We start from the raw sequence: 17,067 nt of genomic DNA, 5'->3' as shown, positions 1-17,067 counted from the left end.
CCTCGTATGCGTGTCGTCTCTCGCGCTCTACCGCCGCTATCGCCCGGAGTCCTTCGCCGAGGTCATCGGCCAGGAGCATGTCACCGACCCGCTGCAGCAGGCGCTGCGGAACAACCGGGTCAATCACGCGTACCTGTTCAGCGGTCCGCGCGGATGCGGCAAGACGACCAGCGCGCGCATCCTGGCCCGCTGCCTGAACTGTGAGCAGGGTCCCACTCCCACCCCCTGCGGCGAGTGCCAGTCCTGCCGCGACCTCGCGCGCAACGGGCCGGGCTCCATCGACGTCATCGAGATCGACGCCGCCTCCCACGGTGGTGTGGACGATGCCCGTGAGCTGCGCGAAAAGGCCTTCTTCGGCCCCGCGAGCAGCCGCTACAAGATCTACATCATCGACGAGGCCCACATGGTCACGTCGGCCGGCTTCAACGCCCTGCTGAAGGTCGTCGAGGAGCCGCCGGAGCACCTCAAGTTCATCTTCGCGACGACCGAGCCCGAGAAGGTCATCGGGACGATCCGGTCGCGCACGCACCACTACCCGTTCCGGCTGGTCCCGCCCGGCACCCTGCGCGACTACCTCGGCGAGGTGTGCCAGAAGGAGGACATCCCGGTCGAGGACGGCGTGCTGCCGCTGGTGGTGCGCGCCGGCGCCGGTTCCGTGCGTGACTCCATGTCCGTCATGGACCAGCTGCTCGCCGGCGCCCGGGAGGAGGGTGTGACCTACACCATGGCCACCTCCCTGCTCGGCTACACCGACAGCTCCCTGCTCGACTCCGTCGTCGAGGCCTTCGCCACCGGCGACGGCGCGGCGGCCTTCGAGGTCGTCGACCGTGTCATCGAGGGCGGCAACGACCCCCGCCGCTTCGTCACCGACGTCCTGGAGCGGCTCCGGGACCTGGTGATCCTCGCCGCCGTCCCGGACGCCGTGGAGAAGGGGCTCATCGACGCCCCCGCCGACGTCCTGGAGCGCATGCAGGCCCAGGCGGAGACCTTCGGCGCCGCCGAGCTGAGCCGCGCCGCCGACCTCGTCAACGAGGGCCTCACCGAGATGCGCGGCGCCACCTCGCCGCGCCTCCAGCTGGAACTCATCTGCGCCCGCGTGCTGCTCCCCGCCGCCTACGGCGACGAGCGGTCCCTCATGGCCCGCCTCGACCGTCTCGAACGCGGCGTGAACCTCTCCGGCGCCCCCGCCGCTCCCGCCATGGGATACGTCCCCGGGCCCGAGGCCCACGCCCCGATGCCCGCGGGCATGGGCGCCGGCGGCGGTGACTTCGCCGGGGGCGGCGCACCCGTGCCGTCCGGCGGTGGCCTCGCCGCGGCCCGGGCGGCCGTACGGGGTCCGGGCGCGCCCGGCGGCCCCGGCAGCGGTGGCGGAGTCCCCCCGGCGCCCGCTCCCGCTCCCGCACCTGCCGCCACGCCGATGCCCACGCCCGCGCCTACGCCCGCTCCCGCCCCGGCGCCGGTGGCCCCCGCCGCCCAGCCTCCGGCTCCCGCCCCGGCCGCCGCTCCCACGTCCGCTCCCGCTCCGGCCGCCGCGGCCCCGGGCGCCTGGCCCACCGCGGCCCCGGCCGGCGGCGGCCGTCGTCCCGGTGGCTGGCCCACGGCCGCCGCGGCGGGTTCGGGAGGTACGGCGGCCCCGGCGGCCTCGCCCGCGCCCGCCGCTCCGCAGGAGGCCCCGGCGCAGCCCCAGGCCGTCTCCGCTCCGGCACCGAGCGCCCCGGCCGCGCCCCAGGCCCCGGCTCCGGCCGCTCCCGTCGGCGGGATCGACCCCCGCATGCTGTGGCCGAACATCCTGGAGGCGGTCAAGAACCGCCGCCGGTTCACCTGGATCCTGCTCAGCCAGAACGCCCAGGTGGCCGGGTTCGACGGCACCACGCTCCAGATCGGCTTCGTGAACTCCGGCGCCCGCGACAACTTCGCGAGCAGCGGCAGCGAGGACGTGCTGCGCCAGGCGCTGGCCGAGCAGTTCAACGTGCAGTGGAAGATCGAGTCGATCATCGACCCGTCGGGCGGCTCCGCGCCCCCGCCGCCCGGTGGCGCGTCCGGCTTCGGCGCGGGCGGCGGCGCTGCCTACGGCGGCGCGCCCACCGGTGGCTACGGCGCCCCCGCGGCCCCCGCCGCCACCCAGCCGGCCGCCCCCGCCCCCGCGGCATCCCGGGGCGGCGCCCCGTCCGCGCCGGCCCCTTCCGCTCCCGGCCCGCAGCCCGCCAGAGCGCCCGAGCCGGTTCCCGTCGCTCCGGAGGACGACACCCCGGAGGACGACGACCCCGACCTCGACGAGTCGGCCCTCTCGGGCCACGACCTCATCGTGCGGGAACTGGGCGCGACGGTCGTCGAAGAGTTCTCCAACGAGTAGCCGACGCCGGGAGCCGCCTCGCGACTCCGGCGCGATCGGCGGTCCCGCACGCTGACGCGTGTCCGGCCGGGTGCCTGCCGCCCGTGGCCCTGGTCCTCTTCGGCCCAGGGGTCACGGGATGCCCGAGCAACCCCGAGCCACCTGCCGCCCCGACGTGCCGCCCGCCATTCCGGCGCGATGCGCCGTCCCGCACGCTGACGCGTGTCCGGCCGGACCTGGCAGCCTGTGGGTCCGGTCCTCGTGGACTCCAGCACTCCGTGCCTGAGCGCGCTCCGGAGCCTCCCGCCGCACCCTGGCGCGGTACGCGGTCCCGCACGCTGGAGCGTCCCCGGCCGAGGCCTGCCTGTCGGCGGTGGCCCCGGCACCGGCCCCCTTCCGCTCCCGCGCGGCATGCGTATGCGAATCCGGGGCCGTGGGCCGGAGGCCGGGAGCTGCGGGCTTTCCGGGCCGTGGACCCACCGGTGGACGGTCGGCGTCGGGCCCCGACGAGCCGCGACGGGCCCCGATCCGGCATCCCTCCGGCCCGCTGCCCGCCCCCGGGATCGCCTTCGCCCCGAGCGCTGCGCTCTGGGCCGCACCCGGCACCCCGAACCCGGCACCCCGCCCCCCCGGCAGCCGGGTCCGCAGGCCCGCTCCGCCGACGGCTCCCGCGCCGGACCTGCGCTCTGGGCCGCACCCGGCACCCCGAACCCGGCACCCCCCCCGCAGCCGGGTCCGCAGGCCCGCTCCGCCGACGGCTCCCGCGCCGGACCTGCGCTCAGTCCGCGACCGTCAGCCCGGCGACCTCGCCCCGCCAGCCCGCCAGCCCGCCAGCCCGGCGGCCGCCAGCCCGGCGACCGGCAACCCGGCGACCGGCAACCCGGCGGATCCACGAAGAGGCGGCCCCCCGCCTCCCTTGTGCGATCCCACAGCTTCCCCGCCCCCCGGTCTTCGGGCACCTCTCCATTAGGCTGACCCCCGTGAAGGTCCTTGTCATCGGCAACGGCGCCCGCGAACACGCCCTGTGCCGCTCCCTGTCCCTCGATCCCGACGTCACCGCGCTGTACTGCGCCCCAGGCAACGCCGGCATCGCCGAGGTCGCCGAGCTGCATCAGGTCGACGCGCTCGACGGCAAGGCCGTGACCGCGCTGGCCGGTGAGCTGGAGGCCGACCTCGTCGTCGTCGGCCCGGAGGCCCCGCTGGTCGCCGGTGTGGCCGACGCGGTGCGCGAGGCGGGCATCCCCGTCTTCGGCCCCTCCCGCGAGGCGGCCCGGCTGGAGGGCTCCAAGGCCTTCGCCAAGGACGTCATGGCGTCGGCGGCGGTCCCGACCGCACGGTCGTACGTCTGCACGACCCCCGCGGAGGTCGCCGAGGCGCTCGACGCCTTCGGTGCCCCCTACGTCGTGAAGGACGACGGGCTGGCGGCCGGCAAGGGTGTCGTCGTCACGCACGACATCGAGGCCGCCAAGGAACACGCGGCCGCCTGCGACAGCGTCGTCATCGAGGAGTTCCTCGACGGGCCCGAGGTGTCGCTCTTCGCCGTCACCGACGGGCACACCGTCGTACCGCTCCAGCCCGCGCAGGACTTCAAGCGGGCCCTGGACGGGGACGAGGGCCCCAACACGGGCGGCATGGGCGCCTACTCGCCGCTGCCGTGGGCCGAGCCGGAGCTGGTCGGCGAGGTCCTGCGCACCGTGCTGCAGCCGACCGTCGACGAGATGCGCCGGCGCGGCACCCCCTTCTCCGGGCTCCTGTACGCCGGTCTGGCCATCACCTCGCGCGGTGTGCGGGTCATCGAGTTCAACGCCCGCTTCGGCGACCCCGAGACCCAGGTGGTCCTGGCCCGTCTGAAGACCCCGCTGGCCGGACTCCTGCTCGCCGCCGCGAACGGCACCCTGGGCGACCTGGAGCCGCTGCGCTGGAGCGAGGACGCGGCCGTCACCGTGGTCGTCGCCTCGCACAACTACCCGGGCGCGCCGCGCACCGGTGACCCGATCACCGGCCTCGACGAGGTGGCCGCACAGGATGCCCCGCAGGCCTACGTCCTGCACGCCGGGACCCGGCGGGACGGCGACGCGGTCGTCAGCGCGGGCGGCCGCGTGCTGTCCGTGACGGCCACCGGCGAGGACCTGGCGAAGGCCCGAGAGCGGGCCTACCGCGCGGTGACCCGCATCGGTCTCGACGGCTCCCAGCACCGCACGGACATCGCGGCGAAGGCCGCGGGCGCGGCAGGCGCGTAGCGCATCGGGACGGGGGTACGGGGGCTTACGCGTACCCCCGGCCCCGCCCCTGCTCCGGCGTCCCCCGGCTGCTGATCCGACGTCCCCCGGCCGCCCCGCGGCGGCCGGTCCCCGGACCCCGATCCTCGGCCTGATCATTGCTTTCTGTCACTCACCTCTGACCAGAGCCATTCCATCGAGTGAGCAATCGGCTATCCGGCTGACGGGGGCCGAGGCCCCAACTAGGGTGCGGCGCAAGCATTCCGGCACTTGGCCCACCGGCATTGCGATGTCAGTGGTGGATGTCACAGTGGGGGAGTGGGCAACGCCAGGACGGCTCGGCATCGGCAGGGAGGGGGTGAGGACCGCTCATGACCGGAATCGGTGGGGAAGCGGGCGCGCGGGCAGCGCGTTCCCATGCCCTGGCCGTGCTGCGGGTCAGGGGCCGAGCGCTCGGCGTCGCGGTGCTGCCCGCGGCCGCCGAGGTGATCCTGCTGGCCGGAGGTGCCACCGGGCACTTCACCGGCCCGGGCTGGGACACGGCCCGCTGGGTCGTTGGCGTGTCCGCGCTGCTCGTCCTGCTGGTCACGACGGGTATCGCCCTGGTCGTGGCACGGGCCCGTCCCGCCGTGACCCCGACCGTCACCGTCCCGGAGCGGTCCGCCCCGGACCTCTACCGGCTGGTGCGCGACCTCGCCGACCGGCTCGACGTCCCCGCGCCCTCGGCGATAGCCGTCACTCCGGACTGCGACAGCTGGCTGGAGGACCGCACCCACCGGGCCCACGGCCCGCCGCCGGCCCAGGCGCAGGACGGTCCGGGCGGCCGGTCAGGGGACCGCGGGTCCCGCGGGGACACCCGGCGGCGCACCGACACCGCACCCGTCCTCGTCATCGGCTCCCCTTTCCTGTGGTGGATGCGCGTCGGCGAACTGCGCGCGGTCCTCGCCCCGGTCGTCGCCGGTACGGGACCCTCCGCGCACCCCGACATAGCCGCCGCCCGGCGCTTCGTGCGCGGACTCGACGCCGCGGTGGCCGTCGCCGCCACTCCCGGCCGCTGTCCGCTGACCCGTGGTGTGTGCGCGGCGCTCGGCTGGGTGGCCCGGCTGCTGCTGCGCGGCGTCCGGGAGCACGCCGTGCTCATGGAGCGCGGGGTCGCGGCGGCGGCCGCCGAGCGCGCCCAGTCGGTGGACTACGGCCTGCGGATCGTCGCCCAGGAACAGGTCGGCCTCGCCTACGCGGGCTGGGACCGGCTGCTGACCAAGGTGGCACTGCCCGCCTGGCGCATGGGCCGCTGGCCCTCCCGGCTGGACGCGGGCGTCGTGGCCGCGCTCACCGAGCTCTCCCGGCGCGACCGCCTGGCCGAGGGATTCGCCTCGCGCCTCGGCGAGCGCCCCGCCTGTGACCTGCTGGAGGAGCCCGGCGCGGTGGACGAGGCCGCCTCCCTGCTCGCCGCCCGCCTCTTTCACGGCGGCCCCGCCGAGCCCGGCCCGGAGTGGGCGCCGGTGGACTGGCAGTCGTACCCGGAGGAGGTCGTCGACCGCACCTGGCGCGCGGGCGCGGCCCGTCTGCACCGCGTCCTCGACACCCTCGGGGTCCGCCCCGCCGCCGACCCGTCCGCCCCCGACCCGGGCGGTCCCACTCTGGCCCGGGTCCTGGACCACCTCACCGAACCCGCGCACCGCGTCGAGGGCCCCGCGGACCGGGAGCGCCCCGCCCGCCTCCCCGTCTCCGACGAACCCGCATCCCTCCCCGTCCCCGACGAACCCGCATCCCTCCCCGTCCCCGACGAACCCGCATCCCTCCCCGTCCCCGACGAACCCGCGCCGCTCCTCCCCGACGGGCCCGCGCCGCTCCTTCCTGACGGACCCTCCGACGGACCTGCCCCCGACGGATCTGCCCCCGACGGATCTGCCCCCGACGGGCCCGACCCCGACGAGTCCGCCCCTCTCCCCTTCTCCGACGAGGAGGACGACGCCGACCCCGCCACCGAGCGCAGCTCCGCCCTCGCCGCCGGGCTCAGCGCCGAGCTGGCCCGGGAGGAGGTCTCCACGCCGAAGGGCGCGACGGCGGCCGGGCAGGGTCACGACAGCGCGCTGTGGGAGGACGGCTCCCTGCCGCTGTTCCCCCTCCAGCCGCCGCGCACCGGACGCGACCTGCTCGCCGAGCACGTCACGGCGATGGTGTGCTGCGCCGCGGTGGACACGGCCGGGGCGCAGCCCGCGCTCGACTGGCTCGACGGGCCGTCCCTGCTGCTGGGCGGGGAGCGGGCGGCGGACCTCGGACCGAAGGTGCTGAGCCTGATCGAGGAGGGGGATCCGGGCCCGCTGCGCAACTGGCTGGCCGCGTCCGGGATACGCCCGGAGAAGCCGGTCCGGCTGATCTGACCCCGCCGGGACCGGATCCCGGCCCCCGCCACCGCCGGCCACGCACCCCGCAGCCCGCACCCTGTACCCCGCGCGCCGCGCCTCCGGTGCCGTACCGGCCCGGGGTCCCGCGATCGCCGGCACCCCGGCTCCCGGCGATCGGAAGGACGTAACGGAGCAGCCTCTTCCACTTCAGGCCAATTCGCAACGAACCGTGACCGAACCCGTGCGTTATGTGATGTGCTGGGACCGACAACGCCCATGGCAAAGGCGTGCGACATACGACAGCACGGCCGAGCACCACCGACGCAGACGACGGGGGCTGAGGGAGGGGAGCGTTCCATGGCCTCGGACCACATTCGCCGCTGGGAGTCCGGTGCACTCGCGCACGCCGTCACCGACCCTTTCGGACAGGGCCCGGTTCCCTGGCTGCGCGGCAGCGAGACCTACTTCGACGACACCGGCCAGGTCGTGCCCTGGTACATCGACCCGCCCCAGCCGCACTCCACGGCCACGCACGTCCCGGCCCCCCGCTCGGCCGGCCCCGGCCCCCGCTCCGCCGACGACGTGCGCCGCCAGATCAAGGGCTTCACCTCCACCGGAGCGGTCTCGCCCGGCGAGGCGATCGACTTCCACATCACGGTCGACCCGCCCCAGCAGTTCAGCGTGGACATCTACCGGATCGGCCACTACAGCGGCCACGGCGCCGCGAAGATCACCACCAGCCCCCGGCTGTCCGGCATCGTCCAGCCCTCGCCGCTGGCCGCCGACCGCACGGTCTCCTGCCACCACTGGTGGCTGTCCTGGCGTCTCCAGGTGCCCGCGCAGTGGCGGATCGGCGCCTATGTCGCCGTCCTGACCACCGCCGACGGCTACCGCTCCCACGTGCCGTTCACCATCCGCGACGACCACCCCGCCGACCTGCTCCTGCTGCTGCCCGACATCACCTGGCAGGCGTACAACCTCTACCCGGAGGACGGCCGCACCGGCGCCAGCCTCTACCACGCGTGGGACGAGAAGGGCCGGCTCCTCGGCGAGGCCGACGCGGCCACCACCGTCTCCTTCGACCGCCCGTACGCGGGCGCCGGCCTGCCCCTGCACGTGGGCCACGCCTACGACTTCATCCGCTGGGCCGAGCGCTACGGCTACGACCTCGCGTACGCCGACGCCCGCGATCTGCACGCCGGACGCGTCGACCCCGCCCGTTACCGCGGCCTGGTCTTCCCCGGGCACGACGAGTACTGGTCGGTGCCGATGCGCCGGGCCGTCGAGCAGGCCCGCGACCGCGGCACCTCGCTGGTCTTCCTCTCCGCCAACACTATGTACTGGCAGGTGGAGTTGGGGCCGTCCCCGTCGGGCGTCCCGGACCGGCTGCTGACCTGCCGGAAGCGCAAGGGCCCCGGCCGGTCGCTGCTCTGGCGGGAGATCGACCGGCCCGAGCAGCAGGTGGTCGGCATCCAGTACGCGGGCCGGGTGCCCGAGCCGCATCCGCTGATCGTCCGCAACGCCGGCCACTGGCTGTGGGACGCGACCGGCGCGCACGAGGGCGACGAGATCGAAGGCCTGGTCGCCGGCGAGGCCGACCGCTACTTCCCGCGCACCGCCCTGCCCGAGCACGAGGAGCGCATCCTGCTCGCGCACTCCCCGTACAGCGACAGCGAGGGCGTCCTGCGCCATCAGGAGACCTCCCTCTACCGGGCCCCGTCCGGCGCCTGGGTGTTCGCCTCCGGCACCTTCGCCTGGTCGCCGGCGCTGGACCGTCCCGGCCATGTGGACCCTCGCGTCCAGCGGGCCACGGCGAACCTGCTGGACCGTATCTGCAAGCGGGACTGAGGGCGTCCGGCCGTCACGGACACCCCTGGTCACAGCCGATCTTCCGGATACGGGAGAATCGAGGCACTTGGACAGAACCACGGGGAGGCACCGTGTCCGGATTCGTAGAAAAGCCCGAGCCGGTCCAGGTTCCGGGCCTGGTCCACCTGCACACCGGAAAGGTGCGCGAGCTGTACCGGAACGAGGCGGGCGATCTCGTGATGGTCGCCAGTGACCGCATCTCCGCTTTCGACTGGGTGCTGCCCACCGAGATCCCCGACAAGGGCCGCGTCCTCACCCGGCTTTCCCTGTGGTGGTTCGACCAGCTGCGCGATCTGGCCCCCAACCATGTGATCAGCACCGAACTCCCCGAGCACGCCCCCGCCGACTGGGCGGGCCGCACGCTGGTCTGCAAGTCGCTGCGCATGGTCCCGGTCGAGTGCGTGGCCCGCGGCTATCTCACCGGCTCCGGCCTCGCCGAGTACGAGGAGTCCCGCACCGTCTGCGGCCTCGCCCTCCCCGAAGGCCTGGTGGACGGCTCCGAGCTCCCCGGCCCGATCTTCACCCCGGCCACCAAGGCCGAGGTGGGTGAGCACGACGAGAACGTCTCCTACGAGGAGGTCGCCCGCCAGGTGGGCGCCGAGACGGCCGCGCAGCTGCGCCAGGCCACCCTCGCCGTGTACGCCCGCGCCCGGGACATCGCCCGCGAGCGGGGGATCATCCTGGCCGACACCAAGTTCGAGTTCGGCTTCGACGGTGACACCCTCGTCCTCGCCGACGAGGTCCTCACCCCGGACTCCTCCCGCTTCTGGCCGGCCGCCGAGTGGGAGCCGGGCCGCGCGCAGGCCTCGTACGACAAGCAGTTCGTCCGGGACTGGCTGACCTCGCCGGCCTCGGGCTGGGACCGCCGCGGCGAGCAGCCCCCGCCGCCGCTGCCGGACGAGGTCGTCGAGGCCACGCGGGCGAAGTACGTGGAGGCGTACGAGCGGCTGACGGGCGCGAACTGGTCGTGATCCGACTCCGGTGCACCCCCGGCAGCGCGCCGGGGGAACACCGGCGCCCCGGGCAGGTCCGGACAACGCAGAAGGCCCCCGGTGTGAACCGGGGGCCTTCTGAATGGAGCGGACGACGAGGCTCGAACTCGCGACCTCAACCTTGGCAAGGTTGCGCTCTACCAACTGAGCTACGTCCGCAACGCGCTGTGCGCAGGCATAACTATACCTACTCTCGGGGGTGCGCGGGACACACCTCCGCGCGACGGTTCCCGGTGCCGGGTCCGGCGGGGCTCCGGGAGGGGTGGTTCCGCGGGTCGCCGGCGACGGGCCGGACCGCTCGGCGATCTCGGCGATCTCCGCGAGCGGTGCCCCGTCGGCCGCCTGTCCCGGCGCTCCGGCCTTCCGGGCGGTCGGCGGGAAGGCTCCCGGGGCGGCCGTGAAGGAGGCCAACTCCGTTTCCGCGCAGTGGTTTCCGGCGTGCGCGGTCCGAGCGGTCCCGGCGGGCCGTCCGGCGCCGGCCGCCTTCGGGGCGGGCCTGTGCGGTCCGGCGGCGAGGGTCCGGTTCAGGGGTGCGGGGAGTGTGGGCGGCCCGTGGCCGGTGGCGGCCGACGCCCGGCGGACGGGTGGCCCGGGTGCCGGGGGTGTGGCGACCGTCACGCGACGGGTGCCGATGGCGGGCGTCAGGGCAACGAAAAGACCCCGGTCCAGAGGACCGGGGTCTTTTTCCCGAGCGGACGACGAGGCTCGAACTCGCGACCTCAACCTTGGCAAGGTTGCGCTCTACCAACTGAGCTACGTCCGCACTGCTCCCGACCGGCTCCCACCGATCGGTGCGAGCACCAGCCTACCTGATCCACAAGAGTGGTTCTGACCGGTGCCAGAGCGGGTGACAGGAATCGCACACTGCGCCTTCCCCCTGGAAGGGGGATGTTCTACTACTGAACTACACCCGCACGGTCCTCGGGATCCGGCCTTCCGGCCTCGCCCCTCGGCGTGTTCCAGACATTAGCTGATCAGCAGGGGGGTTGCGCAAGTCGGTTCCCGCCGCGGGTTCCTCCGCGGGCGCCGCGCGCCACCTCACCCGGTCAAGTGAACGGCTCCCAGGGCCCGCTGACGGACCCTGGGGAGCTGCCCCTTCGCGGGCTCACTGGGCGGAGCTGAACGCCTCGTAGACCTTCTTGGGGATCCGGCCGCGGGCGGGGACGTCCATCTTGTTGGCCTGGGCCCAGGCGCGGACGGCCGCGGGGTCGGGGGCGACCTCCGTCTGCTTGAACGCCTTGCCGGACCGTGCGCGCTTGCGGCCGGCCTCCACGTACGGCGCGAGCGCCTTGCGCAGTTTCTTGGCGTTGGTTTCGTTCAGGTCGATCTCGTACGACTTGCCGTCGAGTCCGAAGGCGATCGTTTCCGCCGCTTCCGAGCCGTCGATGTCGTCAAAGAGAGTGACCACGACTTTTTGCGCCACGAATATCGGTCCCTTCGTGCGGCACGTCGATACAGCTCACCAGCGATGACGTGCCGAGTATCGGCTATTGCCAATTCATTTGTACAGTGCCCGGCAATCAAATGTGAAGCCCGACTAAATCCTTCCGCGTGTCCGGGTGCAATACGTGCCGCGGGTGGACCGTAGAACTTTCCCAGAATTTTTGGCGGAGGTCGGCGTTCGACACTCGATCGTGATGCGGGTCACGTAGATTCCTCCAACTCTACCCGCGTAGAAATTTTGTACGGGTAGTCTGAAGGAACCTGCTCAGCACCACACACCGGGAGTGCCAGTGGCACGCGTCGTAGTCGACGTCATGCTCAAGCCGGAGATCCTCGACCCCCAGGGCCAGGCGGTCCAGCGTGCGCTGCCACGTCTGGGTTTCGAAGGGATCTCGGACGTCCGCCAGGGAAAGCGTTTCGAACTGGAAGTTGACGGGCCGGTCGACGAGGCCGCCCTCGCCCGCATCCACGATCTCGCGGAATCCTTCCTCGCCAACACGGTGATCGAGGACTTCACCGTCAAGGTGGAAGAAGTCGCGGAGGCGGCCAAGTGACCGCTCGTATTGGCGTCGTCACTTTCCCGGGGAGTCTCGACGACCGTGACACCCGGCGCGCCATCCGCCTCGCGGGCGCCGAACCGGTCGCCCTGTGGCACAAGGACAAGGACCTGAAGCAGGTCGACGCCGTGGTGCTGCCCGGCGGTTTCTCCTACGGCGACTATCTGCGGGCCGGAGCCATCTCCCGCTTCTCGCCCGTGATGGAGACCGTCATCGAGCAGGCGAAGGCCGGCCTTCCGGTCCTCGGTATCTGCAACGGCTTCCAGGTCCTCACCGAGGCGCACCTGCTGCCCGGCGGAATGCTCGGCAACGACCACCTCCACTTCATCTGCCGCGACCAGAAGCTGCGGGTGGAGAACGCGGGGACGGCCTGGACCGGCGACTACCGCGAGGGCCAGGAGATCCACATCCCGCTGAAGAACATGGACGGCCGGTACGTCGCCGACGCCTACACGCTCGACCAGCTGGAGGCGGAGGGCCGGGTGGTCTTCCGCTACCTGGACATGAACCCCAACGGCTCGCTCAACGACATCGCCGGCATCACCAACGAGGCCGGCAACGTCGTGGGCCTCATGCCGCACCCCGAGCACGCCGTCGAGCCGCTGATCGGCACGGGCCGCACCGACGGTCTCCCCTTCTTCACCTCGATCCTCAAGAAGCTGGTCAACGCATGAGCCGGACGCCTCTGGACACGGTCGAGCACGCGGCCGCGACCCCCGACGTCGAGCTGCCCTGGGCCGAACTCGGTCTGAAGAAGGACGAGTACGAGCGGGTCGTGGAGATCCTCGGCCGCCGCCCGACCGGCGCCGAGCTCGCCATGTACTCGGTCATGTGGTCCGAGCACTGCTCGTACAAGTCCTCCAAGGTCCACCTGCGCCAGTTCGGCGAGAAGGCGCCGCAGTCGGACGCCATGCTCGTCGGCATCGGCGAGAACGCCGGTGTGGTGGACGTCGGCCAGGGCTACGCGGTCACCTTCAAGGTCGAGTCGCACAACCACCCCTCCTACGTCGAGCCCTACCAGGGCGCGGCCACGGGCGTCGGCGGCATCGTCCGCGACATCATCGCGATGGGCGCCCGCCCGGTCGCCGTGGTGGACCCGCTGCGCTTCGGCGCGGCCGACCACCCCGACACCAAGCGCGTGCTGCCCGGCGTCGTCGCCGGCATCGGCGGCTACGGCAACTGCCTGGGCCTGCCCAACATCGGCGGCGAGGTCGTCTTCGACGCCTGCTACCAGGGCAACCCGCTGGTCAACGCCGGTGCCATCGGCGTCATGCGGCACGAGGACATCCACCTCGCCAAGGCCTCCGGCACCGGCAACAAGGTCGTCCTCTACGGCGCCCGGACCGGCGGCGACGGCATCGGCGGCGCGTCGATCCTCGCCTCCGAGACCTTCGACGACGCCAAGCCGAGCAAGCGCCCCGCCGTCCAGGTCGGCGACCCCTTCCAGGAGAAGCTCCTCATCGAGTGCACCCTGGAGGCGTTCAAGGAGAAGCTCGTCGTCGGCATCCAGGACCTCGGCGCGGCCGGGCTGTCCTGCGCCACCTCCGAGCTCGCCTCCAACGGCTCCGGCGGCATGCGCGTCACCCTGGACGACGTGCCGCTGCGCGACTCCACGCTCTCGCCCGAGGAGATCCTCATGAGCGAGTCGCAGGAGCGCATGTGCGCGGTGGTCGAGCCGGAGAAGGTCGACCGCTTCCTGGAGATCTGCGAGAAGTGGGACGTCATCGCCACCGTCATCGGTGAGGTGACCGACGGCGACCGCCTGGAGATCTTCTGGCACGGCGGCAAGATCGTCGACGTCGACCCGCGCACGGTCGCGCACGAGGGCCCGGTCTACGAGCGCCCCTACGCGCGCCCCGAGTGGCAGGACGCCCTGCAGGCCGACGACGCGAACAAGCTGCCCCGCCCGGCCACGTCGCAGGAGCTGCGCGAGCAGGTCCTGAAGCTGGTCGCGTCGCCCAACCAGGCGTCGAAGAAGTGGATCACCTCGCAGTACGACCACTTCGTGCAGGGCAACACCGTCCTCGCGCAGCCGGAGGACTCCGGCATGATCCGCGTGGACGAGGAGACCGGGCTGGGCGTCGCCATCGCGACGGACGGCAACGGCCGTTACGCCAAGCTGGACCCCTACACGGGCGCGCAGCTGGCCCTCGCCGAGGCCTACCGGAACGTGGCGACGACCGGCGCCAAGCCGCTCGCCGTCTCCGACTGCCTGAACTTCGGTTCGCCCGAGGACCCGGCCGTGATGTGGCAGTTCGCGGAGGCCGTGCGCGGTCTGGCGGACGGCTGCCTCCAGCTCGGCACCCCGGTGACCGGCGGCAACGTCTCGCTGTACAACCAGACGGGCGAGGCGGCCATCCACCCGACGCCGGTGGTCGCCGTCCTCGGCGTCATCGACGACGTGGCCCGCCGTACGCCGGTCGCCTTCCAGGAGGAGGGCCAGCTGCTCTACCTCCTCGGCGACACCGGCGAGGAGTTCGGCGGCTCGGCCTGGTCGCAGGTCGTCCACGACCACCTCGGCGGTCTGCCCCCGAAGGTGGACCTGGAGCGCGAGCGGCTGCTGGGCGAGATCCTGATCTCGGCCTCCCGCGACGGCATGGTCGACTCCGCGCACGACCTGTCCGACGGCGGTCTGATCCAGGCCGTGGTCGAGTCCGCGCTGCTGGGCGGCAAGGGCGCCCGTCTGATCGTCCCGGACGGTCTGGACGCCTTCACCTTCCTGCTCTCCGAGTCGGCCGGCCGTGCCGTCGTCGCCGTGCCGCGTTCGGAGGAGCTGCGCTTCACCGACATGTGCGGTGCGCGGGGTCTGCCGGCCACCCGCATCGGTGTCGTCGACGGTGACGCGGTCGAGGTCCAGGGCGAGTTCAGCCTGCCCCTCGCCGAGCTGCGCGAGGCCCACGAGGCGACGATCCCGGCGCTGCTCGCGTAAGCGGCGCACCGGATCGCGAAGGCCCCGCCCGGACCCCCGGCCGGGGCCTTCCCCGTGCGCCGGTGACCCGGCCCGGGGCCTTTCCCGTGCGCCGGGTGATGCCGGGCGAGGTCCGGTCCGCGCGCCGGTGACGCCGGGCGCGCGGGGGAGTTCACGCCGGGACCGGCTCGCGCACCGGTTCGCCGGGCTCCTGCGGCGCGGGCCGGTTCCTCGGCAGGCGTACGGCCAGGACCAGGCACAGCAGCATGATCCCGGCCGCGCACAGGAAGACCGTGTCCATCGCCGAGACGTAGGCCGCCACGCCCCGCACCCGCTCGGCGCCGCGCAGCGCGGCGAGAGAGCCGATGCCGCCGGGCCCGTCGTAGAGGCGGCCGAGCAGGGTGCCGAAGAGGGATGCGCCGAGCGCCGTGCCGAGGGTCTGGAAGAAGCGGCCGGCGGTCGTGGCCACGCCGAGGCTGTGCGCGGGGGCCGCCGTCTGCGCGAGCTGGACCAGCTGGCCGAGGAGCTGGCCGAAGCCGGCGCCGAGGAGCAGCAGGGCGCCGCGCACCTGCCAGAGCGAGGTGCCGGTCCCGGTGTCGGCCAGCAGCAGGAACGCCGCGAGGGTGACGGCCGACCCACTGATCACGAACGTCCGCTCGGACCGGCCGCGGGCGCCGAGCCTGCCGGTGACGACGCCGGCGGTCATGATGCCCGCCGCCATGGGGAGGAGGAACAGTCCGGCGGACGAGCTGGGGACGGCGCGGGCCACCTGGAGATAGATCATCACGTAGTAGATCGCGCCGGTCAGGGCGAGGCCGGTCAGGCCCTGGAGGGCGAATCCCAGGCGCAGTTCGGGGACGCGGAACAGCGCGGGCGGCAGGATCGGCTCGGACACGGTCCGCCGGCGGCGCAGCAGCAGGGCGAGCGAGGCGGCGCAGGCCAGGGCCGTGCCGAGCACCTGCGGGGAGGTCCAGGCGTACTGCTTGCCGCCCCACTCGGTCACCAGCAGCAGCGCGGTGGCGAACGTGGCGGCGAGGGCGGCGCCGGGGACGTCGACAGAGCGGTCGCGGCCGGCGCCGGGGAGCCGGAGGACCACGGCGCCGGTGAGGAGCGCGGCAACGCCGAGCGGCAGGTTGATGAGGAAGGCCCAGCGCCAGTCGGCGTGCTGGGAGAGGAAGCCGCCGAGCCACGGTCCGACGGACATCGCGCCGCCCGCGACGAAACCGCCCGCCGCCGCGCCGCCGTTCCTCTTCTCCTCGGGGCCCTTGAGGTGTGCGATCACCACCATCGTGACGCTCATCAGCCCTCCCGCGCCGATGCCCTGCACGGCGCGGGAGGCGATCAGCCAGCCGAGCGAGGGGGCCGCGCCGCACAAGGCCGAGCCGGTCAGGAAGGCGCCGAGGGCGCCCAGGAAGACGGGCTTGGCGCCGAGCACGTCGCAGAGCCTGCCGTACAGGGGCAGCATCGCGGCGGAGGCCAGCGAGTAGGCGCTGACCAGCCAGGGGATGCGGGCGATGCCGTGCGCGGGGTCCAGGTCCCGGACGATCGGGACGGTCGCCGCGGACACGATCTGCGTGTCGAGTACGGCCAGGACGATCGTGACGAGGCAGACGAGGAAGCCGAGTCGGCGCTGGATCGGGCTCATGCGCCCACCATGGCCGCCTTGCGTATACCGAGTCAATATTTCATCCGTAACAAAAGTTGAGCTCAGCCTAAAATTCGTCGCGGTAAGGTGCTGACATGGCGGAAGAGGCGATGGGGCTGCGCGAGCGCAAGAAGCTGCAGACGGCGCACCGGATCTACCGGACCGCGATCGGCCTCTTCGTGGAACGGGGCTTCGACAACGTCTCCGTGCAGGAGATCGCCGACGCCGCCGAGGTCTCGAAGATGACCGTCTTCAACTACTTCGGCACCAAGGAGGACCTGGTCTTCCGGCCGATGGAGGAGCACTTCGGCGACGTGGCCCGCGCGGTGCGCGAACGGAAGCCGGGCGAGTCCGCCGTGGACGCCGTGCGTCGGCAGTTCCTGGAGCTGGTCGAGGGCCGCGACCCCGCGATCGGCCTGACCCCCGACCCGTTCGCCCGACAGGTGCGTCAACTGGTTCTCGGGACACCGGTCCTGATGGAGCGCGCCTTCCTCGCCGCGCAGAGGGGAACCCGGGAACTGGCCGCTCTTCTGGCCGCCGAGACCGGGGACCTGATGCAGGCCACCGTCGCAGCCGCCACCCTCAGCGCCGCCCGCAACGCCCTCGTCGAGGAGCACCACCGCCGTGTCGCGGAGGGCGAGAGCGCCGACCGGGTCGCCGCCGACGCCGCCGAACGCGCCCGTGTCGCCTTCGGCCTGGTGGAGAACGGACTGCGGGACTTCGCCGTCAAGGGCCGCGGCCCGGAGGCATAGGC

Annotated in this window: 11 protein-coding genes and 3 tRNA genes; 9 read left to right on the top strand and 5 right to left on the bottom strand. The window is 73.2% G+C overall.

Annotated elements, in window-relative coordinates:
- Positions 1-10 precede the first annotated feature (10 nt).
- From ACIPRD_RS28510 to ACIPRD_RS28490, 5 genes are all read left to right on the top strand, one after another.
- The gene (locus ACIPRD_RS28510) at positions 11-2,353 is read left to right on the top strand and encodes a DNA polymerase III subunit gamma and tau (protein ID WP_401567160.1); all 2,343 of its coding nucleotides are present in this window, start codon (positions 11-13) and stop codon (positions 2,351-2,353) included.
- 959 nt (positions 2,354-3,312) lie between these two features.
- Positions 3,313-4,572 carry a phosphoribosylamine--glycine ligase gene (purD, locus tag ACIPRD_RS28505; protein WP_401567156.1) on the top strand — a complete coding sequence of 420 codons (1,260 nt, stop codon included), beginning with the start codon at positions 3,313-3,315 and terminating at the stop codon, positions 4,570-4,572.
- Positions 4,573-4,922: 350 nt separating this feature from the next.
- Positions 4,923-6,935, top strand: coding sequence for a hypothetical protein (locus ACIPRD_RS28500; protein WP_401567153.1), 2,013 nt, complete (start codon positions 4,923-4,925; stop codon positions 6,933-6,935).
- 321 nt (positions 6,936-7,256) lie between these two features.
- Positions 7,257-8,747, top strand: a complete 1,491-nt coding sequence (locus ACIPRD_RS28495) for a N,N-dimethylformamidase beta subunit family domain-containing protein (RefSeq protein ID WP_401567151.1) — start codon at positions 7,257-7,259, stop codon at positions 8,745-8,747.
- Positions 8,748-8,839: 92 nt separating this feature from the next.
- A complete protein-coding gene (locus tag ACIPRD_RS28490; RefSeq protein ID WP_356402329.1) occupies positions 8,840-9,739 on the top strand; it encodes a phosphoribosylaminoimidazolesuccinocarboxamide synthase in 900 nt (299 codons plus the stop codon).
- A gap of 104 nt (positions 9,740-9,843) precedes the next feature.
- Here the strand turns inward: ACIPRD_RS28490 and ACIPRD_RS28485 are convergent.
- From ACIPRD_RS28485 to ACIPRD_RS28470, 4 genes are all read right to left on the bottom strand, one after another.
- Positions 9,844-9,919: transfer RNA gene (locus ACIPRD_RS28485), tRNA-Gly, on the bottom strand.
- A gap of 531 nt (positions 9,920-10,450) precedes the next feature.
- Positions 10,451-10,523: transfer RNA gene (locus ACIPRD_RS28480), tRNA-Gly, on the bottom strand.
- Positions 10,524-10,602: 79 nt separating this feature from the next.
- Positions 10,603-10,674: transfer RNA gene (locus tag ACIPRD_RS28475), tRNA-Gly, on the bottom strand.
- Between the two features lie 191 nt (positions 10,675-10,865).
- Entirely contained in the window at positions 10,866-11,183 is a 318-nt protein-coding gene (locus ACIPRD_RS28470; RefSeq protein WP_356402331.1) for an Lsr2 family protein, read from the bottom strand.
- A gap of 310 nt (positions 11,184-11,493) precedes the next feature.
- On the opposite strand from ACIPRD_RS28470, the gene purS reads away from it, so the two are divergent.
- The 3 genes from purS to purL are packed head-to-tail and all read left to right on the top strand — an operon-like array spanning position 11,494 to position 14,689.
- Positions 11,494-11,757, top strand: coding sequence for a phosphoribosylformylglycinamidine synthase subunit PurS (purS, locus tag ACIPRD_RS28465; RefSeq protein WP_015659417.1), 264 nt, complete (start codon positions 11,494-11,496; stop codon positions 11,755-11,757).
- Complete coding sequence (gene purQ, locus ACIPRD_RS28460; protein WP_356402333.1) at positions 11,754-12,434, top strand: phosphoribosylformylglycinamidine synthase subunit PurQ; 681 nt, start codon at positions 11,754-11,756, stop codon at positions 12,432-12,434. Before purS ends, purQ begins: the two co-directional genes overlap by 4 nt.
- Positions 12,431-14,689, top strand: coding sequence for a phosphoribosylformylglycinamidine synthase subunit PurL (purL, locus tag ACIPRD_RS28455; RefSeq protein ID WP_356402336.1), 2,259 nt, complete (start codon positions 12,431-12,433; stop codon positions 14,687-14,689). Before purQ ends, purL begins: the two co-directional genes overlap by 4 nt.
- A gap of 151 nt (positions 14,690-14,840) precedes the next feature.
- Here the strand turns inward: purL and ACIPRD_RS28450 are convergent, their stop codons facing one another.
- Entirely contained in the window at positions 14,841-16,313 is a 1,473-nt protein-coding gene (locus ACIPRD_RS28450; protein WP_401567146.1) for an MFS transporter, read from the bottom strand.
- A gap of 95 nt (positions 16,314-16,408) precedes the next feature.
- Here ACIPRD_RS28450 and ACIPRD_RS28445 point away from each other — a divergent pair, with 95 nt between their 5' ends.
- Positions 16,409-17,065 (top strand): helix-turn-helix domain-containing protein, encoded by a 657-nt coding sequence (locus tag ACIPRD_RS28445; RefSeq protein WP_356402340.1) that lies wholly within the window; start codon positions 16,409-16,411, stop codon positions 17,063-17,065.
- Positions 17,066-17,067 lie beyond the last annotated feature (2 nt).

The sequence above is a fragment of the Streptomyces sp. NPDC090108 genome, assembly GCF_044747185.1.
Classification (GTDB): domain Bacteria; phylum Actinomycetota; class Actinomycetes; order Streptomycetales; family Streptomycetaceae; genus Streptomyces.
The sequence above is the reverse complement of the archived record's forward strand: the minus strand, read 5'-3'. Positions and strand labels throughout refer to the sequence as shown.

Excerpts from the sequence above, each read along its gene's own strand:
- ACIPRD_RS28445 (WP_356402340.1), top strand. The coding sequence starts at position 16,409 with ATGGCGGAAGAGGCGATGGGGCTGCGCGAGCGCAAGAAGCTGCAGACG.
- ACIPRD_RS28495 (WP_401567151.1), top strand. The coding sequence starts at position 7,257 with ATGGCCTCGGACCACATTCGCCGCTGGGAGTCCGGTGCACTCGCGCAC.
- ACIPRD_RS28450 (WP_401567146.1), bottom strand. The coding sequence starts at position 16,313 with ATGAGCCCGATCCAGCGCCGACTCGGCTTCCTCGTCTGCCTCGTCACG.
- purL (WP_356402336.1), top strand. The coding sequence starts at position 12,431 with ATGAGCCGGACGCCTCTGGACACGGTCGAGCACGCGGCCGCGACCCCC.
- ACIPRD_RS28500 (WP_401567153.1), top strand. The coding sequence starts at position 4,923 with ATGACCGGAATCGGTGGGGAAGCGGGCGCGCGGGCAGCGCGTTCCCAT.